Annotated in this window: 24 protein-coding genes; 3 read left to right on the forward strand and 21 right to left on the reverse strand. The window is 42.8% G+C overall.

Annotation, left to right across the window (positions count from 1 at the left end):
- Positions 1-496: 496 nt before the first annotated feature.
- From ACIGG7_RS06550 to gpr, 13 genes are all read right to left on the reverse strand, one after another.
- Entirely contained in the window at positions 497-2,161 is a 1,665-nt protein-coding gene (locus ACIGG7_RS06550; protein ID WP_397549206.1) for a glycoside hydrolase family 13 protein, read from the reverse strand.
- A gap of 242 nt (positions 2,162-2,403) precedes the next feature.
- Positions 2,404-3,738: a tRNA (N(6)-L-threonylcarbamoyladenosine(37)-C(2))-methylthiotransferase MtaB gene (gene mtaB, locus ACIGG7_RS06555; protein ID WP_397549207.1), complete on the reverse strand. Its 1,335-nt coding sequence runs from the start codon at positions 3,736-3,738 to the stop codon at positions 2,404-2,406.
- Positions 3,739-3,743: 5 nt separating this feature from the next.
- Positions 3,744-4,490 carry a 16S rRNA (uracil(1498)-N(3))-methyltransferase gene (locus ACIGG7_RS06560; protein ID WP_397549208.1) on the reverse strand — a complete coding sequence of 249 codons (747 nt, stop codon included), beginning with the start codon at positions 4,488-4,490 and terminating at the stop codon, positions 3,744-3,746.
- A 31-nt stretch (positions 4,491-4,521) separates the two neighbouring features.
- Positions 4,522-5,463, reverse strand: coding sequence for a 50S ribosomal protein L11 methyltransferase (prmA, locus tag ACIGG7_RS06565; protein ID WP_397549209.1), 942 nt, complete (start codon positions 5,461-5,463; stop codon positions 4,522-4,524).
- A gap of 24 nt (positions 5,464-5,487) precedes the next feature.
- Positions 5,488-6,615 (reverse strand): molecular chaperone DnaJ, encoded by a 1,128-nt coding sequence (gene dnaJ / locus ACIGG7_RS06570; protein ID WP_299738526.1) that lies wholly within the window; start codon positions 6,613-6,615, stop codon positions 5,488-5,490.
- 182 nt (positions 6,616-6,797) lie between these two features.
- Entirely contained in the window at positions 6,798-8,627 is a 1,830-nt protein-coding gene (gene dnaK / locus ACIGG7_RS06575; RefSeq protein ID WP_079531748.1) for a molecular chaperone DnaK, read from the reverse strand.
- Positions 8,628-8,666: 39 nt separating this feature from the next.
- Positions 8,667-9,227, reverse strand: a complete 561-nt coding sequence (gene grpE / locus ACIGG7_RS06580; RefSeq protein ID WP_224940080.1) for a nucleotide exchange factor GrpE — start codon at positions 9,225-9,227, stop codon at positions 8,667-8,669.
- Between the two features lie 116 nt (positions 9,228-9,343).
- The gene (gene hrcA, locus ACIGG7_RS06585; RefSeq protein WP_224941280.1) at positions 9,344-10,378 is read right to left on the reverse strand and encodes a heat-inducible transcriptional repressor HrcA; all 1,035 of its coding nucleotides are present in this window, start codon (positions 10,376-10,378) and stop codon (positions 9,344-9,346) included.
- Positions 10,379-10,830: 452 nt separating this feature from the next.
- Positions 10,831-11,961, reverse strand: coding sequence for a radical SAM family heme chaperone HemW (hemW, locus tag ACIGG7_RS06590; protein ID WP_397549210.1), 1,131 nt, complete (start codon positions 11,959-11,961; stop codon positions 10,831-10,833).
- A gap of 88 nt (positions 11,962-12,049) precedes the next feature.
- A complete protein-coding gene (lepA, locus tag ACIGG7_RS06595; protein WP_263628049.1) occupies positions 12,050-13,882 on the reverse strand; it encodes a translation elongation factor 4 in 1,833 nt (610 codons plus the stop codon).
- A gap of 172 nt (positions 13,883-14,054) precedes the next feature.
- Positions 14,055-14,393 (reverse strand): DUF3679 domain-containing protein, encoded by a 339-nt coding sequence (locus ACIGG7_RS06600; protein ID WP_397549211.1) that lies wholly within the window; start codon positions 14,391-14,393, stop codon positions 14,055-14,057.
- 14 nt (positions 14,394-14,407) lie between these two features.
- On the reverse strand, positions 14,408-15,616 hold the full coding sequence (gene spoIIP / locus ACIGG7_RS06605) for a stage II sporulation protein P (RefSeq protein ID WP_224940077.1): 1,209 nt from the start codon (positions 15,614-15,616) through the stop codon (positions 14,408-14,410).
- Between the two features lie 488 nt (positions 15,617-16,104).
- Complete coding sequence (gene gpr / locus ACIGG7_RS06610; protein WP_224940076.1) at positions 16,105-17,214, reverse strand: GPR endopeptidase; 1,110 nt, start codon at positions 17,212-17,214, stop codon at positions 16,105-16,107.
- A gap of 202 nt (positions 17,215-17,416) precedes the next feature.
- Between gpr and rpsT the strand changes: the two genes are divergently transcribed.
- A complete protein-coding gene (rpsT, locus tag ACIGG7_RS06615) occupies positions 17,417-17,668 on the forward strand; it encodes a 30S ribosomal protein S20 (RefSeq protein ID WP_098353137.1) in 252 nt (83 codons plus the stop codon).
- A gap of 40 nt (positions 17,669-17,708) precedes the next feature.
- Here the strand turns inward: rpsT and holA are convergent, their stop codons facing one another.
- Positions 17,709-18,737 carry a DNA polymerase III subunit delta gene (gene holA, locus ACIGG7_RS06620; protein WP_397549212.1) on the reverse strand — a complete coding sequence of 343 codons (1,029 nt, stop codon included), beginning with the start codon at positions 18,735-18,737 and terminating at the stop codon, positions 17,709-17,711.
- 294 nt (positions 18,738-19,031) lie between these two features.
- On the opposite strand from holA, the gene ACIGG7_RS06625 reads away from it, so the two are divergent.
- A complete protein-coding gene (locus ACIGG7_RS06625) occupies positions 19,032-19,166 on the forward strand; it encodes a YqzM family protein (protein ID WP_224941278.1) in 135 nt (44 codons plus the stop codon).
- Between the two features lie 151 nt (positions 19,167-19,317).
- On the opposite strand, the gene ACIGG7_RS06630 is transcribed toward ACIGG7_RS06625, so the two are convergent.
- The 3 genes from ACIGG7_RS06630 to ACIGG7_RS06640 all read right to left on the reverse strand — a co-directional run bounded on the left by ACIGG7_RS06630 (position 19,318) and on the right by ACIGG7_RS06640 (position 22,867).
- Positions 19,318-21,594: a DNA internalization-related competence protein ComEC/Rec2 gene (locus ACIGG7_RS06630; RefSeq protein WP_397549213.1), complete on the reverse strand. Its 2,277-nt coding sequence runs from the start codon at positions 21,592-21,594 to the stop codon at positions 19,318-19,320.
- Positions 21,587-22,150 carry a ComE operon protein 2 gene (locus ACIGG7_RS06635; RefSeq protein ID WP_224940073.1) on the reverse strand — a complete coding sequence of 188 codons (564 nt, stop codon included), beginning with the start codon at positions 22,148-22,150 and terminating at the stop codon, positions 21,587-21,589. Before ACIGG7_RS06635 ends, ACIGG7_RS06630 begins: the two co-directional genes overlap by 8 nt.
- A 78-nt stretch (positions 22,151-22,228) precedes the next feature.
- Positions 22,229-22,867 (reverse strand): helix-hairpin-helix domain-containing protein, encoded by a 639-nt coding sequence (locus ACIGG7_RS06640; protein WP_224940072.1) that lies wholly within the window; start codon positions 22,865-22,867, stop codon positions 22,229-22,231.
- A 52-nt stretch (positions 22,868-22,919) separates the two neighbouring features.
- Here ACIGG7_RS06640 and comER point away from each other — a divergent pair, with 52 nt between their 5' ends.
- Entirely contained in the window at positions 22,920-23,741 is an 822-nt protein-coding gene (comER, locus tag ACIGG7_RS06645; protein ID WP_224940071.1) for a late competence protein ComER, read from the forward strand.
- Between the two features lie 93 nt (positions 23,742-23,834).
- Here comER and ACIGG7_RS06650 read toward each other — a convergent pair whose 3' ends face one another.
- From ACIGG7_RS06650 to ACIGG7_RS06665, 4 genes are read right to left on the reverse strand one after another with little or no spacing between them, the layout of a single operon-like run.
- On the reverse strand, positions 23,835-24,581 hold the full coding sequence (locus ACIGG7_RS06650) for a class I SAM-dependent DNA methyltransferase (RefSeq protein ID WP_224940070.1): 747 nt from the start codon (positions 24,579-24,581) through the stop codon (positions 23,835-23,837).
- Positions 24,582-24,935, reverse strand: a complete 354-nt coding sequence (rsfS, locus tag ACIGG7_RS06655) for a ribosome silencing factor (RefSeq protein WP_224940069.1) — start codon at positions 24,933-24,935, stop codon at positions 24,582-24,584.
- Between the two features lie 4 nt (positions 24,936-24,939).
- Positions 24,940-25,506, reverse strand: a complete 567-nt coding sequence (gene yqeK / locus ACIGG7_RS06660) for a bis(5'-nucleosyl)-tetraphosphatase (symmetrical) YqeK (RefSeq protein ID WP_224940068.1) — start codon at positions 25,504-25,506, stop codon at positions 24,940-24,942.
- Positions 25,499-26,068, reverse strand: coding sequence for a nicotinate-nucleotide adenylyltransferase (locus ACIGG7_RS06665; RefSeq protein ID WP_224940067.1), 570 nt, complete (start codon positions 26,066-26,068; stop codon positions 25,499-25,501). The genes yqeK and ACIGG7_RS06665 overlap by 8 nt, the downstream gene beginning before the upstream one ends.
- Positions 26,069-26,075 lie beyond the last annotated feature (7 nt).

Here is a 26,075-nt window from a genome sequence, read left to right on the forward strand (position 1 = left end):
ACCTTTTCATTATTTTGGATAGTTGTTTTCGCGAAGATTATGATTATCTTGAAAAACTATTTTCACATACTCTGTCATTGAGAATGTGCTGGAGGGTGAGGGGAACTGCTTCATTTTCCACGGACGTTCGGCCGGGCCTCCTCAGCAAAATTCTCGCTGTAGGTGCTCGACCCCTGCGGGAAACGCTGGACAGGACGAAAAGCGGAGGCGGCTTGCTCAGACCCGACAAGCATAAGGCGAATCAACCGGAAAGGCATTTTTTTCGTTTTGGGTTGATTCGCCTTATGACCTCGAGGGGCTAGCCGCAGTAGCTGGGTCTTAAGACCCCACAGGGCTTTAGCCCGAGGTGGCTGACCACCAGCCCCGCGGAAAGCGAGCACCTGGAGCGCAAATCAACCACAACTCGCTACATCCAAAAACAACAGTGTTACAAAAACAACCCTATGAATAGAAACAAAACACCCCCGGTCGATTGGACCGGGGGTGTTGCTGAAAATTATTTCAATCGGTATACTCTTGCCTCGTATGGTTTGAGGGTTAGCTTGCTCAACTCATCATGGTTGTCTACTTCATAGTTGTTCAACAGAAGATTCGATGAAGATACCTTTAGTTCATCCAGGTCACACACAGCTTCCTTAGTGGAAAGGTTCGTGATGACAATCATGGTTTGATCTTCACCAGTGCGGGTATAGGCATAAATTTGCTTGTCTTTTTCAAGCAATAAATCATACACCCCGTACGTAAAGACATCCTCTTCTTTCTTAAGTGAAATCATTTTTTTGTAAAAGTTCAGGATAGACTGTTTATCTTTTTCCTGTGCTTCAACATTGATCGTCTTATAATTTGGATTCACTTTCATCCACGGCGTACCACTCGTGAATCCTCCGTTTTTCTCATCCGACCATTGCATAGGCGTTCTGCTGTTATCACGGGAAGAAGCCCAAATGATTTCCATGATATCCTGATGCGGTACACCTTCTTCACGCTTCAGACGATAAAGATTCTTTACTGCCACATCGTCATAATCTTCAATGGAAGGGAATTGCACGTTGGTCATGCCGATTTCTTGCCCCTGATAAATGAATGGAGTTCCCTGCATAAGGAAATACATGGCTGCCATCGCTGTGGCACTTTCTTTCCAATATTCTTTATCATTCCCCCAAGTGGAAACAACGCGGGGCTTATCATGATTTTCAATGAATAATGCATTCCAGCCGTTGCCTTCAAGACCTTTTTGCCACCTCGAGAGTACCTTCTTTAATTCAACGATGTCTAAGTCGGGATTTGTTTCAGCATCCCATAACCCGAGATGCTCAAATTGGAAGATCATATCCATTTTCCCTTTTTCTTTCCCAACCCACAGTTCAGCCTCATCTGCTTTTACACCGTTTGCTTCTCCAACAGACATGACATCATAGTTGGCATAAGTACGGTCTTTGAACTCTTGCAGAAATGTATGGATCCCCTTTTGGTTCATATGCATGTCAAAGGAAGAAACATATTTCTCTTTCTTTGGATTTGGCATATCAGGAAGACCTGGACGTTTCTTAATATGGCTGATGGCGTCGATTCTGAAGCCGTCAATTCCTTTATCCAGCCACCAATTGACTGTATTATAAAGAGCTTCACGCACTTCTTCATTTTCCCAGTTTAAATCAGGCTGCTTTGTTGAGAACACATGCAGGAAATATTGATCTGTTCCTTCATCATATTCCCAGGCAGATCCCCCAAAGATGCTTTCCCAGTTATTCGGTTCTTTGCCTTTTTTGCCGTCTCTCCAAATATACCAATCACGCTTTGGATGATCTTTAGAACTTTTGGACTCGATGAACCAAGGATGTTCATCACTTGTATGATTGAGTACCAGGTCAATGATCAATTTCATCTCTCTCTTGTGAACTTCTTGAAGTAATTGATCGAAATCAGCCATCGTACCAAAGTCTTCCATAATATCCTGATAATCTGAAATATCATAACCGTTATCATCATTTGGAGACTTATACATTGGACAAATCCAGATCACATCGATCCCCAATTCTTTGATATAATCCAAACGCTGGATGACTCCCTGTAGATCCCCAATCCCGTCACCATTTGAATCCTGGAAACTCCTCGGATAGATTTGATATCCCACTGCCTCTTTGCGCCATGCCTTTTTCATCGTAACACCTCATCAACGTATTATAAGATACAAACGCTTACATTTAATGCAATCGTTTGCACTATTAGTATAAAAAAAAATCCAATTGCATGTATTTAATTAACAATAATAGTTTACAACCTTCTTCAGCACTAATCAATAGATAATTTGATTCTGAACAAAAAAGAACCGTGGTTACAAAGTATTATTGTACAAAAATAATATACAAAAGGCACCCAACCACTGTCAGGTGCCTCCAACTATTAGATTGCCGCTTTTTCTTCCGCCTCTTCAAGCACACGTACGAATTGCCCTTCGTTTAAAGGATAACCTGCTTTTGTGAGCTTCACCTTCACAAGCTTTCCTACCATGTCTTCTGTTGCCGGGAAAACGACTTTCAAGTAATTATCGGTATATCCCACGTAAAGATCATCTTGATAGATTTCTTCAGGAATGACCTCTAACACTTCATTTTCAAACTTCGAAGCATATTCTTTCGCTAATTGATTAGACAATTCTATCAAGCGGTGAACACGTTCATTCTTGATTTCTTCATCAATCTGGTCGTCCATACGGGCTGCAGGCGTACCTGTCCGTTTTGAATAAGGGAAGACGTGGAGCTCTGAGAATTTATGTTCTTTGATGAAATTATAGGTTTCCATGAATTCTTCTTCCGTTTCACCAGGAAACCCGACGATGACATCAGACGTAACGGCAAGTCCAGGCAATGCCTTCTTCAGTTTCTCTAAACGCTCTGCAAAGAATTCCATCGTATACTTCCTTCGCATTCTCTTAAGGACCGTATTAGAGCCGGATTGAAGTGGAACATGTAAATGCCTTACGACAATATTGGATTGATCGATCACTTCAATCACTTCGTCCGTCAATTGACTTGCTTCAATGGAGGAAATTCGAATTCTCTTCAGACCTTTCACTTTCTGCTCCAAGTCTTTAAGGAGCATTGCAAGGTTATAGTCTTTCATATCTTCTCCGTATCCACCGGTATGAATCCCTGTTAGGACGATCTCTTTGTATCCGGCATCAACAAGCTGCTGTGCTTGATGAATGACTTCTTCAGGGTCTCGTGATCTCATCAGTCCACGTGCCCAGGGAATGATACAGAACGTACAGAAGTTGTTGCACCCTTCCTGGATTTTAAGAGAGGCACGCGTTCTGTCTGTGAATGCCGGAACATCCAGCTCTTCGTAGACACGGTTCTTCATGATGTTGGTCACACCATTGATTGGTTGACGCTCTTTCTTATATTCTTCAATGTACGTAAGCATTTTTCTTCGGTCTTGTGTCCCTACTACGACATCCACACCAGGTATTGCCATGATTTCAGCAGGTGATGTTTGCGCATAGCACCCGGTTACACAGATGACCCCGTCAGGATTTTTTCGGATGGCACGCCTGATGACCTGCCTGCTCTTCTTATCTCCTGTATTGGTTACCGTACATGTATTGATGACATACACGTCTGCGATAGAATCATACTCTACACGTTCATATCCTTCTTCTTTAAAAAGTTGCCAAATGGCTTCTGTTTCGTAGTGGTTCACTTTACACCCTAGAGTGTGAAACGCTACTGATGGCATTGCAATCACCTCATAAGTTCTAATTGATAGCTGATGGCTGAGAGTACATACAATGGAGCGGTCTCTGTTCTCAAAATTCTTGGGCCAAGGCCGCATGTAAGAAAGCCCTCACTCCTCAACAGCTCTATTTCTTTTTCCGATAATCCGCCTTCTGGACCGAATACGACGAGCATGCTCTGTCCAGGTTCAATAGAGGAGAGTACCTTATATAAGTTCCCCTTCTCCCCGGCTCGTGCATCTTCTTCATAAGCGACAAGTTTATAATCAAACGGTTCCTGAATCAATTGCTTGAGTGTAACGGGCGCAGATACTTCCGGGACTAGCAGTCTATGCGATTGTTCAGCCGCTTCCTTCACAATCTTCTCCCAACGCTCCGTCTTCTTCTTTGCTTTTTTATCGTCCCATTTCACAATGGAGCGATCCGCATTAAAAGGGATAAATTGAGTGGCTCCAAGCTCTGTTCCCTTTTGGAAAATCAACTCCAATTTATCCCCTTTCGGCAGTCCGCTCGCAATGGTTACTTTAATTGGTAATTCTTTCGTCGATGTTTCCCATTGTACTATTGATAGCTCGACTGCGTCACTGGAAATCGTTTCAATACGGGTGATGGCTGATGCCTGATCCTTGAAGACGACAAATACTTCATCCGATTCCTTCATTCTCATCACTCGTACAATGTGATGATAGTCGTCTCCCGTTATCATGATTGGATCATTTTCTCGATATACGTTATTAATAAAATATCGTTGCATTCAGTTTCAACTCCACCGTTTTTACTTTGTATTACTCGGGCTTACACGCGATGATCGCAACCCAGTCTTCCATGACCATAATTTCCTCGATCTTGAAACCTGCCGCCTCCAATGAATCACGCACCTCTTGCTTTTTAGGCTGGATGATCCCGGAAGTGATAAAATATCCACCCGGCTTCACAAGTTCATAGGCATCCTTAGTAAAACGCAGGATGATTTCAGCCAGGATGTTCGCTACGATCACATCTGCCTGTCCGGTCACACCATTCAGTAGATTATTGGCATCCACCGACACCGTTTGCTGGACCTTGTTCAACTTCACATTCAATCTAGCTGAGCGGACCGCCACTTCATCCAGGTCATATGCCCTAACTTGATCAGCTGCTAACAGAGCCGATGCAATGGATAACACTCCTGAACCGGTTCCAACATCAATGACAGAATCGTGTTCCATTACGATTCTCTCAAGAGCTTGAATACACATAACGGTTGTAGGGTGAGTTCCTGTTCCAAACGCCATGCCTGGGTCCAGCTCGATGATGAGTTCATCACTATGAACCGGTATATAGTCTTCCCACGTGGGAACAATCGTGAACTTATCTGAAATTTTCACTGGATGGTAGTATTTCTTCCATGCCGTGGCCCATTCTTCTTCATTCACCTCTGAAATTTCCACTTTGTTTTCACCGATGTCAATATCATAGGTCACGAGATTCGTGATTCCCTGCTTGATCTCATCAACGGTTTCCCCAAGGAAACTATTCACCGGTAAATAAGCCTTTACTAAAACGCCGTCTGTCGGATAATCATCAGGATTGAGTTGGTAGATCTCACCAAACATATCTTCTCTTTCCTTAATTAACTCGGCAGGGTCTTCTATGACCACACCGCTTGCTCCTGATTCATGAAGAATGTTTGAAATCGGCTCAATGGCTTCATTCGTCGTAAGTATACTGATTTCTGACCATTTCATTGATCTACCAACTCCGATCTTTAATTATTCGCCTTTAAAGGCCTTTTTCACTTTATCAAAAAAACTTTCATGCTGCTCATCAGGAACTTGGCCGCTGATGTCCGCAAACTCTCTCAATAATTGCTTTTGTTTATCCGTCAACTTGGAAGGAGTGACCACTTTCACTTGTACATGCTGGTCTCCAGTACCATATCCACGCACATTCGGTACACCCTTGCCTTTCAGACGGAATCTTGTACTTGTCTGAGTTCCCGCAGGTACTTTCAGCTTTACTTTACCGTGCAGTGTCGGCACTTCAATTTCATCACCCAGCGCCGCTTGGGCAAATGTCACAGGCATTTCGCAATAAATATCATCTCCGTTACGCTCGAAGAAATCATGAGAGCGTACGTGGAAGACAACATACAGATCACCGGCAGGGCCGCCGTTTATACCAGGTTCCCCTTGACCTGTCACACGCAGTTGCTGTCCATCGTCGATACCTGCAGGAATCTTGACAGAAATTTTACGTCGTTTTTGAACTTTCCCTGCTCCACCACATGTTGAACATTTTTCCTTGATTTGTTTACCTGTACCGTTACAGTAGTGACAAACCCTTCTGTTCACAATGCGACCAAATGGTGTGTTTTGTTCTACATTCAACTGACCCGAGCCGTTACAGTGTGAACATGTATTTACCTTAGTTCCAGGCTTCGCACCGGAACCGTGACACGTATCACATTCTTCTTCTCTCGGAATCTCGATCTCTGTCTCTTTTCCGAATACCGCTTCTTCAAAAGTCAAGGACATCGTGTACTGAAGGTCGGCACCTTGTCTAGGGGCATTTGGGTCTCGCCTGCGGCCACCGCCGCCGCCGAAGAATGTATTGAAGATGTCTTCAAAACCACCGAAACCGCCGCCGCCAAAGTCTGCGCCGCCTCCGAATCCTTGATTAGGGTCCGTATGACCGAAACGATCGTATTGAGCACGCTTCTGATCATCGCTCAATACTTCATAAGCTTCTGATATCTCTTTGAACTTTTCATCCGCATCCGCTTCTTTATTAATATCCGGATGATATTTTTTGGAGAGCTTGCGGTATGCTTTTTTCATTTCGTCTTTTGAGGCATCTTTCCCTACACCAAGCACCTCATAATAGTCCCGTTTACTCATTAAAACACCACTCCCGAATCCTTTGCATAAAGGTTATTTTAACATTGAGCTTTGAGTATTATCAATAAAAACTCAACATTCCTCATAATTGATTGTGTCTGTTCAATGAATGAGTCCTTTCATTCATAGAAAAAGTCAAAGCCAAGAACCGCCCTGACTTTGACTTTTTCGTTCAATCTACATTATTTCTTGTCGTCGTTTACTTCTTCGTACTCAGCATCGACTACATCGTCATCTTTCGAAGCTTCGCCTTCAGCTCCTTGAGCCGCTTGTGCTTCCGCTTGAGCCTGCTCATAAAGCTTCATCGTTAAGCTTTGAACGATTTCCTGCAATGCATCTTTCTTTTCGCGGATAAGATCCAGATCATCTTTCTCGATCGCTTCTTTCAGTTCTGCTTTCGCATCTTCCGCTTTTTTCACTTCGTCTTCTTCTACTTTGCCTTCAAGGTCTTTTAACGTTTTTTCCGTTTGGAATACAAGTTGGTCGGCTTCGTTGCGAAGTTCAACTTCCTCTTTACGTTTTTTATCAGCTTCGGCATTTTCTTCGGCTTCTTTCACCATACGTTCTACTTCGTCATCTGAAAGGCCTGTTGAAGATTTGATTGTGATGTTTTGCTCTTTACCTGTTCCAAGGTCTTTCGCACTTACATTCACGATACCGTTTTTATCAATATCGAATTTCACTTCGATTTGTGGTACTCCACGTGGTGCAGGTGGAATGTCCGCTAATTGGAAACGACCAAGCGTTTTGTTATCAGCAGCCATTGGGCGCTCACCTTGTAATACGTGAATATCAACAGCTGTTTGATTATCAGCAGCAGTTGAGAAAGTTTGAGATTTAGACGTTGGAATCGTTGTGTTACGCTCGATCAGCTTCGTTGATACGCCACCCATTGTTTCGATACCAAGTGAAAGTGGTGTAACGTCAAGAAGAACAACATCTTTCACGTCTCCAGTAAGAACTCCACCTTGGATCGCTGCACCCATTGCTACAACTTCATCAGGGTTAACGCCTTTAGATGGCTCTTTACCAGTTTCTTTTCTAATTGCTTCTTGTACAGCAGGTATACGAGTTGATCCACCAACAAGAATGATTTTATCGATTTCGCTTGCAGAAAGACCAGCATCTTTCATTGCTTGACGAGTTGGCCCCATTGTACGCTCTACAAGATCAGAAGAGATTTCATCGAATTTCGCTCTTGAAAGAGTCACTTCTAAGTGAAGAGGTCCTGCTTCTCCAGCCGTGATGAATGGAAGTGAGATTTGAGTCGAAGTCACTCCAGATAAATCTTTCTTCGCTTTCTCAGCTGCGTCTTTTAGACGTTGAAGAGCCATTTTATCTTTAGAAAGATCGATTCCGTTCTCTTTCTTGAATTCAGCAACAAGGTAATCGATGATGACTTGGTCAAAGTCATCTCCACCAAGACGGTTGTCACCGGCAGTAGAGCGTACTTCGAATACACCGTCACCAAGTTCAAGGATAGATACGTCGAACGTACCGCCACCAAGGTCATATACAAGGATTGTTTGATCTTGATCCATTTTGTCAAGACCGTAAGCAAGTGCAGCGGCAGTCGGCTCATTGATGATACGCTCAACTTCTAGACCTGCAATCTTACCAGCGTCTTTTGTAGCCTGACGTTCTGCATCGTTGAAGTAAGCAGGAACAGTGATGACTGCTTTCTCCACTGTTTCACCAAGATAATCTTCCGCATATGATTTTAAGTGTTGAAGAATCATAGCTGAAATTTCTTGTGGTGTATATTCTTTTCCTTCTGCTTCAACCTTGTGATCTGTACCCATGTGACGTTTCACTGAGATGATTGTGTTAGGGTTTGTGATAGCCTGACGCTTTGCAACTTCCCCAACCTGCTTTTCACCATTTTTGAACGCAACAACCGAAGGAGTCGTGCGGTTTCCTTCTGCATTTGCGATAACTTTTGGTTCTCCACCTTCAAGTACTGATACACATGAGTTTGTTGTACCTAAGTCAATACCGATAATTTTACTCATAGTAAGAAACCTCCCTATTTTGTATATGTAATGTCTATATTATTGACTGACCTTCACCATAGAAGGACGAATTACTCTGTCTTTCAGCTTATACCCCTTTTGGAATTCCTCGACAACGACATTGCTGTCGAAATTCTCATCTTCCACTTGCATGACTGCTTGGTGCAAGTGAGGGTCAAACTCCTGACCAACCGCTTCAATTGGTTCCACTCCCTCTTTCTTAAGGGCTTCAACAAGACTTCTGTGAACCATTTCCATTCCTTGAAGCAATTGTTTCGTTTGCTCATTATCAGCTTCTATATTTAAAGCACGCTCGAAATTATCAAGTGCCGGCAATAGTTCCGTAATCAATCCTTGAGCACGATATTTTTCCTTCGCTTCATTTTCAACGTTGACACGACGGCGGAAATTATCGAAATCGGCTCTCAGACGAAGATAACGATTTTCAGATTCATTCAGCTTTTCTTCTAATTGTGAAAGCTCATCTGATTGCTGCTCTTCTGCTTCTTCAGCTTGAGGCTCTTCAGCGAACACTTCTTCCACTACTTCGCTGTTTTCCTCTTTCGCTTCCTGCTGCTCTTGTTTCGTTTCTTCAGACATAACATTCACCTCCTTAAAAATATGACCATGTCACTTCGATCTCGTTCATTTGAAGGCACGGAAAGGCCGATAAAGACCGCTTCCAAGGCCCTATTTTCCTTTATACAATATGTCCACTAATCCCCACTTTGATACAGCTTCGTCAGAACCTTGGACATATCGTTTGAAAAGAAATTAAGTAGACTGACGACCCGGGAATACTCCATGCGGGTAGGCCCGATGATCGCAATGGAACCTAATTGTTCTTTACCAATCGAATAAGTAGCGGTTATGAGACTGCAATTCTCCATAGCAAGATGATCGTTCTCCTTCCCGATCTTGATGTTCACTCCAGTCGCCGAAGGACGGATAAGGTTGTAGATGCTTTCTTCCTGTTCGATCATTTCAAGAAGCATCCGGACCTTTTGGACATCATTAAACTCGGGTTGATTCAGGATATTGGTCTTTCCTCCAAAGAACAGCTTATCCGTGACCGTTGGATTAAAGGAATCCGTTAGGGAATGGAGGATAAAATCATAATTCTGAATGTGCTCCTTGAGTAAAAGAGCAACTTCTTTAAAAATCTTATCGTTCAATTCACTGATCGGTACACCCGTCAAGCGGTCATTTAATATGTGAACAAGCTTCTCTAGCTCTGAAGCATCCATTGTCGGCGGGATATGGAACAGTTTATTTTCAACATGTCCGTTATCCGTGACGATAATGGCAATGGCCGTATCTTTGTTAAGAGGAATCAATTGAATCTTTTTCAGCCTGTTTTCCTTTAGATCAGGACCTAATACAATCGTTGTATAATTCGTGAGTTCTGAAAGGATCTTCGCCGACTTCTGAACCACTTTCTCCAATTCATACATGCGCTCAGTAAAAATGGAACGTAATGCATGAACATCATTTTTCTTTAGCTTTTGAGGAGAAAGTAAGTGATCCACATAGTATCGGTATCCCTTTTCTGACGGAACTCGCCCTGAGGATGTATGTGTTTTTTCAATAAAACCCAGTTCTTCCAAATCAGCCATTTCATTTCGAATGGTAGCTGAGCTGAACGAAATCTCATCCTTCTTGGACAAACTTCTGGAACCCACCGGCTGAGCTGAAAGGATAAAATCATCAATGATCACTTGAAGAATTAGAAGTTGTCGATCTGTTAACAACATTCATCACCCCTGTTAGCACTCTATTAAGATGAGTGCTAAATCTAATTAATAAATTATCAAATCAGAAAAGGGATGTCAATATATTAGATTGGCTCTTTTCATTGAGCCTTTTGACTGGCGTTAAAAATTAGCGAGTGCTAGTTGATTTCCGCTACAGGTGCTCGCTTTACGCGGGGCGTGAGTTGAGCCTCCTCGGGCTAAAATAGTACTGGGCCTCAACTTGTCCAGCTCCGGCGGCTAGCCCCTCGAGGTCATAAGATAAATGGACCAAGAAGGCAAAAAACGCCTTCCTGCCCCATTCATCTTATGCTTGTCGGGGCTGGTCGAGCCACCTCCGCTTTTCGTTCTTCCCGCAGGAGTCGAGCACCTTCCGCTCCAATCAACTTTCTGAGTATTTATTGCATACTACAAGACTGAATAAACACACCGACTCTAAAAGATTGGACCAATTAGATTACCCCGAGGAATGATTGAAAAACCTCATTTCCTAAAAAGCGTCCCTGTTTCGTCAGTGCCACCCGATCATCATTTACCGAGAGCAATCCTCTCTTCTCCATTTCTTCAATGGAAGCTCCAAAGACAGATTGGATGTTTGTGCCGAATTTTTTTTGGAAAATGGATTTACTTACGCCCTCTACCTTACGTAACCCGAGGAACATTTCCTCTTCCATGCTTTCAGCTTTGGTGACCTCATGCTCCTGTATGGTCGGAAGGGTACCTTCTGAAATCGGGTCCATATATTTCTTTAGCGGGCCGTAATTTGAATAACGTACTCCGTTTATATATCCGTGTGCCCCTGCGCCTAAACCATAATATTCATTATTGTCCCAATAAACAAGATTATGTTTGCTTTCGTATCCCGGTTTGGCAAAATTACTGATTTCATATTGATTGATCCCATATCTCTCCATCGTATCGATCAGGATCTCATACATAGCTGCTTCCTGGTCCTGAGAAGGCAATGACAGCTTCCCTTTTCTCATTAAATTATAGAAAACCGTTTTCGGTTCTACGATGAGTGAATACGCCGAGTAATGAGGCAGATCAAGATCAAGTGCTTTCGTTAATGTATCCTGAAAATCTTCCTCTGTTTGCCTTGGAAGACTGTAAATCAGATCAATGCTGATATTAGAAAAACCAACTTTTTGAGCTGTCTCCACTGAGGTATAAACATCCTCACTTTTATGGGTTCTCCCGATTCCTTTAAGGAGGTCGTTATTAAATGATTGAACACCGAAACTTAAACGATTGACACCATGGTCCTTTAATACCCGGAGTTTGTCCTCAGTCAAATCGCCCGGGTTCGCTTCAAACGTGAACTCCCCCTTCTCAAACGGCAAATATGTGGTGATTGACTCACATAAAACGTCCAGCTGTTTTGCATTCAGGGATGTCGGAGTTCCTCCACCGACAAAAATGGTATCGAGCTTCTCACGGGAGACGACTCGTTTCTTCATTTCGTTCCCTAAGCTGATTAGATATTCATCAACCGGCTGCCCTTCCAGGAACACTTTATTGAAATCACAATAGTGACAGATATGCTCACAGAAAGGTATATGAATATACGCTGACTTTACCAAGCATTTCCCTCCTTTTCATCAATCATAGAGAAAAGGGGGTAAGTAGTGCTTGCATACAAGCCACTTTCCCCCTTTATCATCCCTGCTACTATTTTTTATCTGTATCGTCCATTTTCAAGACGGCCATGAAGGCTTCTTGTGGAACCTCTACGTTCCCGACGGACTTCATACGTTTTTTACCTTCTTTTTGTTTATCTAGAAGCTTACGTTTACGAGAGATATCCCCACCGTAACATTTGGCCAGTACATTCTTACGGATGGCCTTGATCGTGGACCTTGCGACAATCTTCTGACCGATCGCTGCCTGGACCGGTACTTCGAATTGCTGTCTAGGGATTAGCTCTTTCAGCTTCTCAACAATCAGCTTCCCTCGTTCATAGGCGAAATCACGGTGAACGATAAAGCTCAAGGCATCAACATTTTCACTATTAAGAAGGATATCCATTTTCACAAGCTTGGACTCCTTGTATCCGATCAGCTCATAGTCGAATGAAGCATAGCCTTTTGTATTCGACTTCAATTGATCGAAAAAGTCATAGACGATTTCGGCAAGCGGAATTTCATAAATGATATTCACCCGCGTGTCATCCATATACTGCATGTCGATGAAGTTCCCGCGCTTTCCTTGGCAAAGCTCCATGACGGCACCTACGTAATCATTCGGCACCATGATGGTTGCTTTCACGTATGGTTCTTCCACATGATCCACTTTTTGAGGATCAGGCATCATGGACGGGTTATCAACTCTAACTTCTTCCCCATCCGTCAAATGCACATGATAGATAACACTTGGTGCAGTCGTAATCAGGTCGATTTTGAATTCCCGTTCGATACGCTCCTGAATGATCTCCATATGAAGAAGGCCGAGGAATCCACAGCGGAATCCAAATCCTAATGCCTGTGATGTTTCAGGCTCATATTGAAGAGCAGAATCATTCAGTTCAAGTTTCTCAAGTGCTTCCCTCAAATCGTTATAGCGATTTGAATCGATTGGGTATAAACCACAGTAAACCATCGGATTCAGTCGACGGTAGCCAGGCAGTGCTTGCTGTGCAGGATTGTTCGCTAGGGTGATGGTATCCCCGACACGGGTGTCCCCGACGTTCTTGATCGCGGCCGTCAGGTAACCAACATCCCCGACTGTTAACTCTTTCTGACCTGTGGCTTTCGGCGTGAAAACCCCGATTTCGGTTACTTCAAACTCTTTGCCCGTTGCCATCATACGGACTTTATCCCCTACTTTGACGCTTCCTTCCATCACACGGATGTAGGCAACGACTCCTCTGTAGGCGTCATACAATGAGTCAAAGATTAGGGCTTTCAATGGTGCATCAGGATCTCCCTGGGGAGCTGGCACCTTTTCAACTACCTGCTCAAGAATATCTTCAATCCCGATTCCGGCTTTAGCTGATGCAAGGACCGCTTCCGATGCATCCAGTCCGATGACGTCTTCCACTTCCTGACGAACCCTTTCAGGATCGGCAGCAGGCAGGTCAATTTTATTGATGACTGGAAGGATTTCCAAGTTATTATCCAACGCAAGATATACGTTCGCAAGCGTCTGGGCTTCGATCCCTTGAGCGGCATCCACTACAAGGACCGCTCCTTCACATGCAGCTAAACTACGGGATACTTCGTATGTAAAGTCTACGTGCCCCGGCGTATCGATTAGATGGAATATATACTCTATACCATCCTTCGCCTGATACTTTAATTGCACAGAATTTAATTTGATCGTTATTCCACGTTCTCTCTCAAGATCCATTGAATCTAGCAATTGCGCCTTCATTTCACGCGCCGTCAATGCTTTCGTCTTTTCTAGTATACGATCAGCCAGGGTAGATTTCCCATGATCGATATGAGCAATAATGGAAAAGTTCCTGATTCTCGATTGTCTCTCTAATTTCTCTTCACGGTTCATTATTCGTTCAACTCCTGTTATTTCCACACATGTACACTATTTTGAATTATAGCAGTAGACTATCGAATATTCAACGTAAACTAAATGGCCCATGAGGGATTTCATTATTTTCCCCGAAAGGGCCACTCCTTTACATATGAAAAAGAAGAAGGCTCTTCACGCCTTCTTCCTATCAAATGAACGAAGCAATCACATCGACTATTTTATTGGTGATACTTTCGATGATATTCGCTATGACCTTACCGATGGAAGAAAATACATTAAAAGCTTTCATCTCTTCTAACTTTTCTTTCTTTTCACTTAATGTTTTTGAATCTACCTCGTTCCCAAGGAAGGATGCTTCAACATTCCCTTCTCCATTCTGACTGACACCGACGGGAGATGTGAAATTTTGCTGATCATGCCCCTTCATTTCCACTATCCCCTCATTGGCATACTGCATCCCGATCAGGACCCCGATAAATAATGCGGTTATGAGAAGTGCACATTTGAAAAAGAATTTTGTCATCATTCATCCATCCTTTATTACTGACTTACAGCAGGAGTAATGGGAATATGGTTCACTTTTTCTGCCTGCCAGTAGTAATCAGCGAATACTTCGGCGAAAGCCTCCGCTGTTCTCTCAAGTTCCTCAAACGTATTATCCACTCCGCCAAATTCGATTAGCATGGCGTTCCCGGAGAGGTCCTGGTTGAACTTTCCGTTTGTACCGCTCCCTTTTTTGGCAATGACACCACGTGAAATCCCTTTATACTTTGATTCCAATCGCTTGTGAAGCTCCGTTGCCACTTGCAGATTTTTTTCATAATTTGTATGCTCTTCCCCAACAACAAAGGCAAGTTTTGCATACGTTTTGCCGTCAATCGTTCCGGTGGTCACATTCCTTCTCTGGGAGTCCCGGTGTATATCCACCATATACAGTAAATCTTTGTTACTGGTCATAGCAGCCTGCACCAGCGGCCTCGATTCCTGATAAGCCGCCCAATAATCAAGCCCCTTATCGTTTAGATTCTTTATCACATCTGTTTTATCAATGCTCGTGCCAATCCCGAGATCCTCTAGATCTTGCTTAACCATGTCCCCTACCTTCGTCACATTGATCTTGGAGTGCATGGCCGAGTCCGGATTGGACACTCCCTCCAAGTAAGGGAGATAGGATTCCCGCGTATGGGTGAAGTAAAGTAAGACCGTATCTTTATTTCCTGTCGTTAATGGCGGTGCCACATCCCCGCCCTTTTGATCTGTTTCTTTCAGCTCCCCCACATTCTTGAGTGGAGCTTCATTCCCTGATTTCAGGACTTCGGGTGGAGGAACAGATTCAATCGGCATATTGGTAAAATCCGTTCCCTCTCCGGCTACGAGTATATCCCCATCGAATACCGAGAACCCTGGAAGTTCGCGACCGAGAAAGCTTCGTGGATCTTCAAAACTCACATTGGTAGCCACTTGAAACAGGATGGAAGTCATTCCGGGGAGAGACCTCTCCTCTTCCGGTAATATTTGATAGAAGGACCGGTTTTCCAGTGCCAGAATCTTATATAGGACCTCCCCTTTCACGTTGGAGGCAGCTTGATTCAAAGAGTTGGATGTAATCCTGTATTCAGGGTTCAAGGAAGTGAGGATACCAGTGATTGAAAAAATCGAGAGCAATCCCATCACGAAGATCAGCATCCCTTTCAGTATTGTTGTCATGTTAATCGCGATAACATATTGAGGGGCTTTATATGATCTCATTCTCTCACCCTTTCTATATCTTTACTCTAGTACAACTTATGAAATTGCTAGAGATAGTAGAACTATATTTAGTAGTCATTATGAGATGATTGGGAGAAAGTTAAACAGGGTGGTCTACTATTTTTTATGTGAGAGGGGGTGAGATTGCCTTTGAGAAGGGAAATTGCAGGATTGGGACGTTCATTAATCGATTTTTCTATCTCTAGGTAATGGATGTTAATGAGAGTTTAATTTTTTTGAAAAATAGGATAGTTTTTATAGAATTTCATGATAACGGCAGTTTAATGAGGGATGAAATGCTTTTTTCAGCCTTCTAATTTAGGATTTACTAGGATAGCGGGGATATATAAGGAGGATATCGGCGAAATACAGATTTTATCAGCGAAATTTCAAATTTATCGGCGAAACGTCATTCCCACACACATTTCAAAATATCAAAAACGCCCCAAGGTCTACACTCCCCTTAAGGCGTTATCATAAACCTCCATCTATCTCGTCTGATATCCCGTATTTTCCTGATCCACCGCATCATGCAGCGCTGCATTAAGGCCGCTCGCGATGAGATTGGCCATATCCTCCATGAATACATCCACTTCTTTGGGCGTGACCATCAGATTATGTCCGATTGGCGCTAGAACCTCATGGATCAGCTTTCGTTTTTCCTGATCTGGAAGGGTCCCAACGATGCCCATGAACGTTTGGCGATGCTCTTCTTCAGGCAGGTCCTCATCAGTTAATTTCCTTCTCTCACCGAAACTCAAGCCTGCAGGAGCAAGTGATCTTGACGGACGATTTCCTTCTCTCATTTCTTTCCCAAAATGTTTTAACAGGAAATCCACCGTATCACTAACAATCGTCACGGCATCCAGCACTGTCGGAACACCGATGGCAATGACAGGAACTCCTAACGTTTCCTGGTCCAATCCTTTTCGTTTATTCCCCACTCCCGATCCTGGATGGATACCTGTGTCTGAGATCTGAATGGTTGCATTGACGCGTTCGATCGAACGGGACGCCAAGGCGTCGATGGCAATGATGAAGTCCGGCTTGGATTTCTCCACCACACCGAAGATGATATCACTCGTTTCAATTCCCGTCAGTCCCATAACACCAGGTACGAGGGCACTCACTGGCCGATACCCTTCTTCCACCGATTCAGGCTGAAGTTCAAATAAGTGCCTTGTCACGATGACATCTTCACATACACGGGGACCAAGTGAATCCGGTGTCACATTCCAGTTTCCGAGCCCGACAATTAAGCAGCTTGCATTTTTGCTGATTTTATTATTAATCAAAAATTGGCTAAGTTCATTCGCGAATACCTTTTCAACCCGTTGCTGCAGCTCTGTATTTTCTTCGCGTATACCATGAGCCTCTATGGTTAAATAGTTACCCGGTTTCTTGCCGATTTTTTCTTCCCCTTCAGGTGTTACCGTGACCAGGGAAACTTTCACTCCGTCCTCTTCTCTTTCTTTAATCATGACACCCTGAATGGACGACGTATTTTCGGCCTTCTCTGCATCCACCATTTCTTTTGCTTCTACGGCAAGATCGGTACGAATGGAATATTTACTTAAATCGATTTCTTCTTTTTTCATTTCGACTCTACCTCCAGGCTTGGGATATTTTCCAGTATTTTTTTATGTTTACCTTTTCGGCAAGTGTTCATTCACTTGTTTAATTTCACTTCATAGTATTGCAATATCACTGTCCGTTTGATAAAATATCATTTGTTCTTATTGTTTAGGAATTTAAATCGAGTCACATAGAATCTCGATCCTTTTATAGGAGGTGACAGGAATGCCAAATATCAAATCAGCTATCAAACGCGTAAAAACTAGCAACGAGCGTAACGCTCAAAACGCTGCAGTAAAATCTACAATGCGTACTGCTATCAAGAAAGCAGAAGCAGCTACGACTAACAGCGCTGATAACGCGAAAGATCTAGTAACTGAAGCGGTACGTCAATTAGACAAAGCAGCTCAAAAAGGTCTTATCCACAAAAACGCTGCAGATCGTCAAAAGTCTCGCCTAATGAAAAAAGCGAACTAATTGAAAAAAACCACCCTGCCAATTGGCCGGGTGGTTTTTTTTAGGTAAAACTTTGATCGTGAAGTTTAAATAAAAACATCTCGATCATCAGTTCTTTTTTGATTTGTCCTGTCTTGATTTCATAATCTCCCTGCGAAAGAAGATCGATGATAAGAGCAAGTTGCTTATCATTGAAATGTTTTGCCTGTCCTGCTGCGAGTTTCACCCTGAATGGATGCACTTTAAGAGTAGATGCGATCTTCTGCTGACCATATCCTCTCCTTGACAGCTCCTTTACCCCGTAGATCAGACGGAACTGCCCTGCAAGTATGGCCAGGATCTTTAGCGGTTCTTCGTTTTGCTTCAGTAGATCATAATAGATTCTCAACGCTTCATCTATTCTTCTGTGAACAACCTTGTCCACCAACGTGAAAATATTTTGTTCAAGGGATCTTGCCGTTAAACGTTCCACTACTGCCACATCAATTCTGTTGGTGTCGCTGGCGTACAAGGAGAGCTTATCCAATTCCTGAGTGAGCATCATCAGGTTAGTTCCGGCAAGAGTCAACAAAAATTCGACGGCATCTTCATCAATCTGAACATTATTTCCTGCTGCACGTTCCCTTACCCAGGATTTCAATTCCTGTTCGTTCAGCTTTTTCGCTTCTACTACTTCAGCCAGTTTTTTTAATGATTTGGTGATTTTTTTACGCTCGTCCAGTTTTTCGTAATTCGCCGTGATGACCAGAATGGTATATGGTGCAGGTGATTGTATGTATTGCTCAAATCTCTTGATATTATGCTCTACCTTTTCTTTTGTTTTTTCAGCAGTCAAAAAAACGGGATTTTGGAGTACGACCACCCTTTTTTCTCCCATGAATGGAAAGGTCTCTGCATCCTCTATCGCCACCTCTATCGGCGTTTCTTCCAGATCATAGCTTGAAAAATTAAAATCCATCTCTTCTTCTGAAATGGCTCTTGAGACAATTCTTTGTTTCGTTTCATTAATAATAAATGACTCATTTCCGTAAACTAAATATATAGCGGCAAATTGAGATTTCTCTATTTTTTTCCATGTATCAATAACCAAGTCAGCACTCTCCATTAAGTCTTTTCTCTACTCTATGGTAAAAAAGCTTACTGGTTTTGGCAAGGGGTAAAGGGGACATCCCTCATATAGGACACCCCCTATATCTATATTAACGTTAACGGAGAAGACCTAGGAACCTTTTCCATCAACGGTATTTCCTTTGTATTGATTAGTGTCACCACCCGTCCGTGAACTTATGGGTGACAACTCTTGTCAGTAAAGGAAAAAGTAAAGGGAAGTATAGATTTTTCAGTAGCGTTGTTCTATACTAGAATAGAAATAGGAGGGGTAATTGTGAACCAATTTGAAAAGAATGTACAATCAAAAAGAAATGATGCAGTAGATTCTGGCGTTGGCTTCGGTGTTTCTTTTGGATTCTTTGCTATAATGTTCATTATTGCAACAGTGATCAAATTGATTGGGTCCTAATGAAAAATAGGAGGCAGGCCTGAAAGATTCCGGTTACTTCAACTTCCATATATGGTACTATCCGTATCATAACGATGATTTGAAGGCACCTGACTCTTTGTAATAGGTCTGCCCCTTTTTCATTAGCGCTTAATTTGTTTTGTTCTACATCCTATGGTAGGTGGGCAGAAAACGTTCCTTTTTTATCCCAAAAACGATAGGTAATCGCCCCGTTCTTTCCTGTCTCATAAATCGTCAGTCCCCTTCTCTTCAATCGCTCCACCACTTCAGGGTGAGGGTGACCGAAGCGATTGGATTCCCCTGCAGAAATCACCGCCATGGCAGGCTTCGTTTCATCAAGGAACTCTTCTGTCGTACTTGTTTTGCTGCCATGATGCCCAACTTTCAATACATCTACCGGCAGATCGAATGCCTTAATCAAATCCCTTTCCCCTTCTTCTTCCAGGTCTCCAGTTAACAACCATCTCTTCGATCCGATTTCACCGTATATCACGATAGAGTCATTATTTCCCTCATAAGCGTCATCAAGTGGAGAAACGATATGTAATCCATTCTCATCACCACGCCATCCGACTGGGTACATCGCTTCTTTAACCGGAATCCTTTTTCTCTGTGCCGTTTCTACAATGTTCTCGACTTCTATTTTTTCTCTGCTGCCTGGACTGATCAAGATCTCCCTCACTTCCAGTTCATCAATAACAGCTTCTGCCCCGCCAACATGATCCAAATCTCCATGAGTTAAGATCAATGAATCAATGGACGTGATTCCTTTGCTTTTTATTAAGGGTACGACAATATCATCTCCTACGGAAAATCGGTTGGTTGGTTCTTCCCATTTTTCTTTGGGAAACTGAACTTCCCCTCCTGCATCAATCAAGTAGGTTCCTCTGTTAAAGGGCAAGTCGATCAAGGTTGCATCTCCTTGACCGACATCAATGAAAACAACTTCTCCATATGGATGATAATTGTTCCATAAGATATGAAGGGACGCAAAAAGAAGGAGTATACCAACCGATCTGTATTTTCTCCTTTCAATTCCAACAAACACAAAATAGATCACAATAAAATAACCAAGTAAAAGGAGAAAATGGGGTCTGCCCATCACAAGGGTGCTATATGGAAATGAAGATATAATAGAGGATAACCCTTGAATTCCATCCAATAAACCCTTATAAGGAATCATGAGCCAACCAGTTGGAACAATGAAAGAAAGAAGATAAACCATTATTGACAATGGAAGAACGAAAAAGGAAAAGAGGGGTACATAAAGGAGATTAGTCAGAAAACCGATCAAGGAGAACTCATAGAAATGATAGATCACGATGGGGATTGATGCTAATTGTGCCACCATTGTCACAATAAACATCTGTTTGAAAGAGGATACACTGTTTAAAATAGTCCGGGAAGAGATCACAAGGGAGAAACTTACCACAAACGATAGCTGGAAGCCTGCATTAAATACCGAGAATGGTTTGTATAACACAACCACCACGAATACTGCAGCTAAGCTATCGATCACACTGATATTCAGGGGTGTTTTCCTACAGAGAAGGAGGACGATCAGCATGGAGGACGCCCTGACTACAGATGGCGAACCACCTGTCAATACGATATAGCAAAGAAGGAACACAATCCCTATCCACGATGCGGCTTCCCTGGTTACACCCAACCGTAATAAAAAATAATGAAGGAATGCAAACAAAAGACCCACATGAAGACCTGAAATGGCAAGAAGATGAACCACTCCGAGTTCCCTGAATGATTTCATAGTGTCTTCCTCAATCATCCCTGTCTCCCCGAATAATAGCGCCTGTGTGACACCGACAGTTGAAGGAGGGAAGTTTTGTTCGATTCTTTTTAGCCCTTTAAATCTCAGCTTCGTAAGGAAATGTTTCCACGTACTCTGATCCTTACATCGCTTGAATGTCTGAATATCCAGGAACCAATAAACCCGTTGGTGATTCAGAAATTGTTGATAATTGAAAGAATCCGGATTTTTATTGGGATTAGGCTCATTGAACTCTCCTTCCACTTCGCATACGAACCCGGGATTCACTCCTATAAAGCTTCGTTTTTCTTCTTCTGAAGTAAAATAATAGCGAAGGAGGACTTTTTCATCGTGTATTTTTGCAAACGATACAAATGCATTCCCGTCAATGGATGGTATGTCATCTATTGTCACATGGTAGGAATGGGGTCCCGTTTGTGCAGAGAGCACCGAATGCTGCTGTGATTGGTGCCAGTGAGAATTAAAGAATGAAATGCCTACAAAGAGAAGGATAAATAAGATGGTGATCAGGGGGATTTTTCTAAGGTATTGAGAGAGCAGGAGAAGGACAAGGAGGACAGCACCCCAGTGAAACTGAAGTGCCAGTAATGCCCCTGAAAGCACACCCATAGCTGAGTAGAGATAGAAACCACTACTCATGAAAAAGCTTTATGTATTCTTGTTCATAATGGTGAATTCTTTCCTCCGAAACGCCTTGTTCCCTGAGATCTTCTATAAGCTGGATCATTAAGGCTGCTTTTTCCGAATGTTTGACATCGATACTGCTTTCTTGAAAAGGGACTTTTTCTACATACACGCCTGCCTTCTCGAATAGTTCAATGGCATAAGGGTGATTTTTATAATCTTTGGCATAATAAACCGTTTTGATTCCTGCCTGTATGAGCGCCTTACAGCATTGAAGACACGGAAAGTGAGTTACATAAATGTCTGCATTCTCCGTTCCGACGCCGAACTTTGAACATTGCAAAAGGGCATTCATTTCCGCGTGAATGGTCCTCACACAGTGATTGTCAATGACATAACACCCTTCATCTATACAATGGTCCCCACCTGCAATGGAGCCATTATAACCGCCTGCAATGATTCGCTTTTCCCTGACGATGGTTGCTCCCACTGCCAGCCTCGTACACGTACTGCGGAGGGCAAGCAGTTGACTTTGAGCCATGAAATATTGATGCCATGCTATTCTTTCCATCCCCATTCTCCCTTCTGTGTTTTCGGTGAAATGTTAATACTTGTTTAAGTGTATAAAGACTACCTGGGTTTCGTCAATTCATTGTACAGAAATATGCTCTTTTAATTTCTCGAATGTTTTGTCTCCGATTCCTGAGATATTTGTAATTTCATCAATCGTACTGAACGGTCCATTCTCTTCTCGATATTGAACAAAGGATGCTGCTTTGGATGGCCCGATTCCAGGAAGGGTTTCAAAGTCCTGCTGAGAAGCTGTATTGATATTAAGGATATCATGTCCTGCTTCTGTACCCGAAACAGGCGTAACAATCTCAGGTGGCACTATTTCCATTTCACCGATTTTCGGGACGTATATCATCATCTCGTCGGTTACCTTGACGGCCAGATTCATCATTTTTTTATCAGCATCATCCGTAAAACCTCCTGCCCTGTCGATGACGAACTTCAACCGTTCTCCCTGCCTTACCTCATAAAGTCCGGGCTTCATCACTTCTCCCTTCACGTCCACGAACACATTTTCTGCATCTTTCTCGAGTTTGGGATTTTCTTTCTTTTTTACAGGGGCTGCTGTGAAGGCAACTTCTTCTTTGGGTGGATATGTTGCATTTTTCAATACATATGCAATCAGGAAAACAAAACAAATCATAACGATAACCAGGATCGTTCTATATTTTTCAATGATGGACTGCATGGAAATCACCTCGGGTGGAATATTCATTACAAGGTTTTCATAAGTTTTAGGAGAGTGTGTGATAGAAGGAGGGCTGAACATGAAAGTTGGTATCATCGGGACGGGAAACATGGGGAAAATCATTATTGAAGCTCTCATTGAATCAAATGCGATTTCTCCTTCACATCTTCATATTACGAATCGTTCATTAAAAAAAGCTGAGAACATACAAGAGAAATTCCACAAGGTAAATGTAGATCATTCTGCCGAAGAAGTGATTTCATCATCTGATTTAATTTTCATCTGCGTTAAACCACATGATGTGTATGATGTGATTCAGGAGAATAAGAAAAGCTTCTCTAAGGAAAAGTGTGTGGTTTCCATTACGAGCCCGGTAAGTGTGGGTCAGTTAGAGTCATTATTACCCTGCTCCTGTGCCCGATTTATCCCAAGCATCACTAATCGCGCATTGAGCGGCGTGTCGCTTTTAACGTATGGAAGTGGTTGTTCAGATAAATGGAGATGGGAACTAACAAAGCTCGCCAGGCACATTTCAACACCCGTCGTGATCGATGAGAATGTAACAAGGGTCGCTTCTGATATCGTCAGCTGCGGACCGGCCTTTTTCAGTTATGTTACTCAACGATTCATTAATGCTGCAGTGGAAGTGACGGAGATCGATAGCGAGACCGCAACCGTCCTGGCATCCGAAATGCTGGTTGGTCTTGGGGACTTATTAAAAAAGAATATCTATACACTTCCGACGCTTCAAGAGAAAGTTTGTGTAAAAGGAGGGGTGACCGGTATAGGGATTTCCGTCATGGAAAGGGAATTGGGGGATGTTTTCGAGAAATTATTTGAAGCTACGCAAGAAAAATTCGTGGATGATATCGAAGGAACGAAATCACAATTCGGGGTCTAGAGAGACTCCTATTTTTAATACTTCGACATAAATTGCTTTTTTCCTTCTTTTAATTACAAAAGCCGGATCGTCCTGGGACGATCCGGCTTTCTATCATTTCTTTTTACATGCAAAGAAAATTCTCTCACTCTGGTCTGTTGGAGATTCTCCCGTAAAGTCCGCAGTAATATTCAAAAGTTCGAATCCATTATTGGTGATCCACTCTTTTAACATAAGAATGGGGTAAGTGCGCTGTTTGTGCAGTTCTTCCACTCTTTCGTACTGTCCGGTTTCATCTTCCTTCACAAAAAAGGTGAGTTCATGTTCAACACTATTGGAGCATTCCCCTGGGAAACACTCCCAGATATACGAAACATCTTCATCCGTCAGGGTAAAGGTTTGGTTCATGAAAATTTGCGTCATCTTGAATATGGAATGCACATCAAAAAGAAATAATCCGTCTTTCTTTAAGTGGGAATGCACACCATTGAAGGTATTTATCACGTCACTCTCTTCTTCAAGATAATTCAAAGAATCACAAAATATCGTTACGATATCGTATTCACCAAGAGAGTCAAGCTTAGACATATCCTGTTGAAATAATCGAAGTTGTACGTTCTGTGCAGAAGCCTTCTCCCGGGCGATGGTGAGCATGTCCTGAGACAAGTCGACACCTGTCACATCATAGCCATTCCGCGCAAGCCTCAAAGATAATTCTCCTGTTCCGCAAGCGATATCCAAGACTCTTCTCCCTTGAACCGAATAGTCCGCTGCCTGTTGATTGACATACTCCAACCAGCCATCATACGGTACGTCCTGCATTAAATAATCATACACATAAGCAAAACGTTCATAACTCATTTATTGATTCTCGCCCTGTTTGACTTCAACGAAAGAAGCATCTCCCCATAAGCGCTCAAGGTTATAGTAGCCTCTTTCTTCTTTATGGAAGACGTGAGCGACCACATCACCTAAATCAACTAATATCCATCGTGCTTGGTCAAAGCCTTCCAATCGTTTAACAGTGTACCCTTTTTCTTCTGCTGCATCTTTCAATTCACGGGCAATTGCCTGTACCTGCTTGTCTGAGTTACCGTGGCAGATCAGGAAATAATCCGCAATCAACGAAACACCTTTCATATCCAATACCACAATATCCTCAGCGCGTTTGTCATCAGCGGCTTTATACGCTAATTCTACTAATTGTTGTTCCATTCCTTCATCTCCTCTGATTTAACGTTAATTCATTATAAAAGCGAAATGTATCCGGATAAATCGCTTGATTTCTTTTCATTAGGAAGGTCATCGTATTTTGAAGAGCCTTCAGAAGTGCCAGATCCAGGGACTTTTCAGCAAGCTCCCTCACTTCTTCCACCCCTGGGAACTGACGATTCGGTTCAATATAGTCGGCTAAGTAGATGACCTTATCGAGAACGGTCATTCCCTCTTTTCCGGAAGTGTGGAAGCGAATCGCATTCAGGATTTCCACATCCTCAATCCCGACTTCACGCTCTACCAGTACAGCTCCAACAGGCGCATGCCACAACTCACTATTATAAAGCAATAAGTCTTGTGCAAGCCCCTCATCTTCAATGATACTCTGCATTTCCTGTTTATCACGGAACTTGGCATAGTCATGAAAGATTGCGGCAGTTTCAGCTTTCTTCTCATCTGCTCCATACCGTTTCGCAAGCTCGATACTTGTCTCCATTACACCACATGTGTGCACAAAGCGGTGCTCTGTCAAATGTTCTTTAACGATTTCCAACGCTTTGTCTCTATTCATATAACTTCTCCCCCTTAATGAATCGATACACTTCGTCTGGAACTAAATAGCGGACCGATTGTCCCTGATTTACTCTTTGACGAATATAAGAAGAAGAAAGATCAATGGCCGGGACTTCAATCAGTTGAACATCATATGAAGTCTCATGAAGATAGGATGGACGATTTACCCCAATAAACTTCACCATATTTTGAAGCTCATCGATCTTATGCCATTTAGGTAGGTACTCGATCATATCCCCACCAATGATAAATGAAAATTCGATGTTCTCTTCTCTTTCCATCAAAAGTTTGATGGTGTCATATGTGTATGAGGCTCCCTCTCTTTCCAATTCGATCTTTTCTATGGAAAATCGGGGATTGCCCTTGATGGCTGCCTCTAGCATCAGTAGACGCTGGTTCACCGATACTCGATCATCCACCTGTTTATGTGGTGGCACATGGTTTGGAAGAAAACGGATTTCATCCAATTGAGCCTTCTCCAAAACCTGCTCTGCAATAACAAGGTGACCCATATGGGGAGGGTTGAAGGTACCTCCCAGAAGCCCAACCTTTTTCTTCATTGTACCA

This window comes from Rossellomorea sp. NPDC077527, assembly GCF_044542955.1.
GTDB classification, from domain to species: Bacteria; Bacillota; Bacilli; order Bacillales; family Bacillaceae_B; genus Rossellomorea; species Rossellomorea aquimaris_E.

Coding starts and splice junctions, on each gene's coding strand:
- ACIGG7_RS06630 (WP_397549213.1), bottom strand. CDS start 21,594: ATGAGTAGTGGTTTCTATCTCTACTCAGCTATGGGTGTGCTTTCAGGG.
- ACIGG7_RS06635 (WP_224940073.1), bottom strand. CDS start 22,150: ATGGAAAGAATAGCATGGCATCAATATTTCATGGCTCAAAGTCAACTG.
- ACIGG7_RS06560 (WP_397549208.1), bottom strand. CDS start 4,490: ATGCAACGATATTTTATTAATAACGTATATCGAGAAAATGATCCAATC.
- comER (WP_224940071.1), top strand. CDS start 22,920: ATGAAAGTTGGTATCATCGGGACGGGAAACATGGGGAAAATCATTATT.
- ACIGG7_RS06550 (WP_397549206.1), bottom strand. CDS start 2,161: ATGAAAAAGGCATGGCGCAAAGAGGCAGTGGGATATCAAATCTATCCG.
- dnaJ (WP_299738526.1), bottom strand. CDS start 6,615: ATGAGTAAACGGGACTATTATGAGGTGCTTGGTGTAGGGAAAGATGCC.
- dnaK (WP_079531748.1), bottom strand. CDS start 8,627: ATGAGTAAAATTATCGGTATTGACTTAGGTACAACAAACTCATGTGTA.
- prmA (WP_397549209.1), bottom strand. CDS start 5,463: ATGAAATGGTCAGAAATCAGTATACTTACGACGAATGAAGCCATTGAG.
- rsfS (WP_224940069.1), bottom strand. CDS start 24,935: ATGGAACAACAATTAGTAGAATTAGCGTATAAAGCCGCTGATGACAAA.
- mtaB (WP_397549207.1), bottom strand. CDS start 3,738: ATGCCATCAGTAGCGTTTCACACTCTAGGGTGTAAAGTGAACCACTAC.
- lepA (WP_263628049.1), bottom strand. CDS start 13,882: ATGAACCGTGAAGAGAAATTAGAGAGACAATCGAGAATCAGGAACTTT.
- yqeK (WP_224940068.1), bottom strand. CDS start 25,506: ATGAATAGAGACAAAGCGTTGGAAATCGTTAAAGAACATTTGACAGAG.
- spoIIP (WP_224940077.1), bottom strand. CDS start 15,616: ATGAGATCATATAAAGCCCCTCAATATGTTATCGCGATTAACATGACA.
- grpE (WP_224940080.1), bottom strand. CDS start 9,227: ATGTCTGAAGAAACGAAACAAGAGCAGCAGGAAGCGAAAGAGGAAAAC.
- ACIGG7_RS06640 (WP_224940072.1), bottom strand. CDS start 22,867: ATGAATATTCCACCCGAGGTGATTTCCATGCAGTCCATCATTGAAAAA.
- rpsT (WP_098353137.1), top strand. CDS start 17,417: ATGCCAAATATCAAATCAGCTATCAAACGCGTAAAAACTAGCAACGAG.
- ACIGG7_RS06650 (WP_224940070.1), bottom strand. CDS start 24,581: ATGAGTTATGAACGTTTTGCTTATGTGTATGATTATTTAATGCAGGAC.
- ACIGG7_RS06665 (WP_224940067.1), bottom strand. CDS start 26,068: ATGAAGAAAAAGGTTGGGCTTCTGGGAGGTACCTTCAACCCTCCCCAT.
- gpr (WP_224940076.1), bottom strand. CDS start 17,214: ATGAAAAAAGAAGAAATCGATTTAAGTAAATATTCCATTCGTACCGAT.
- ACIGG7_RS06600 (WP_397549211.1), bottom strand. CDS start 14,393: ATGATGACAAAATTCTTTTTCAAATGTGCACTTCTCATAACCGCATTA.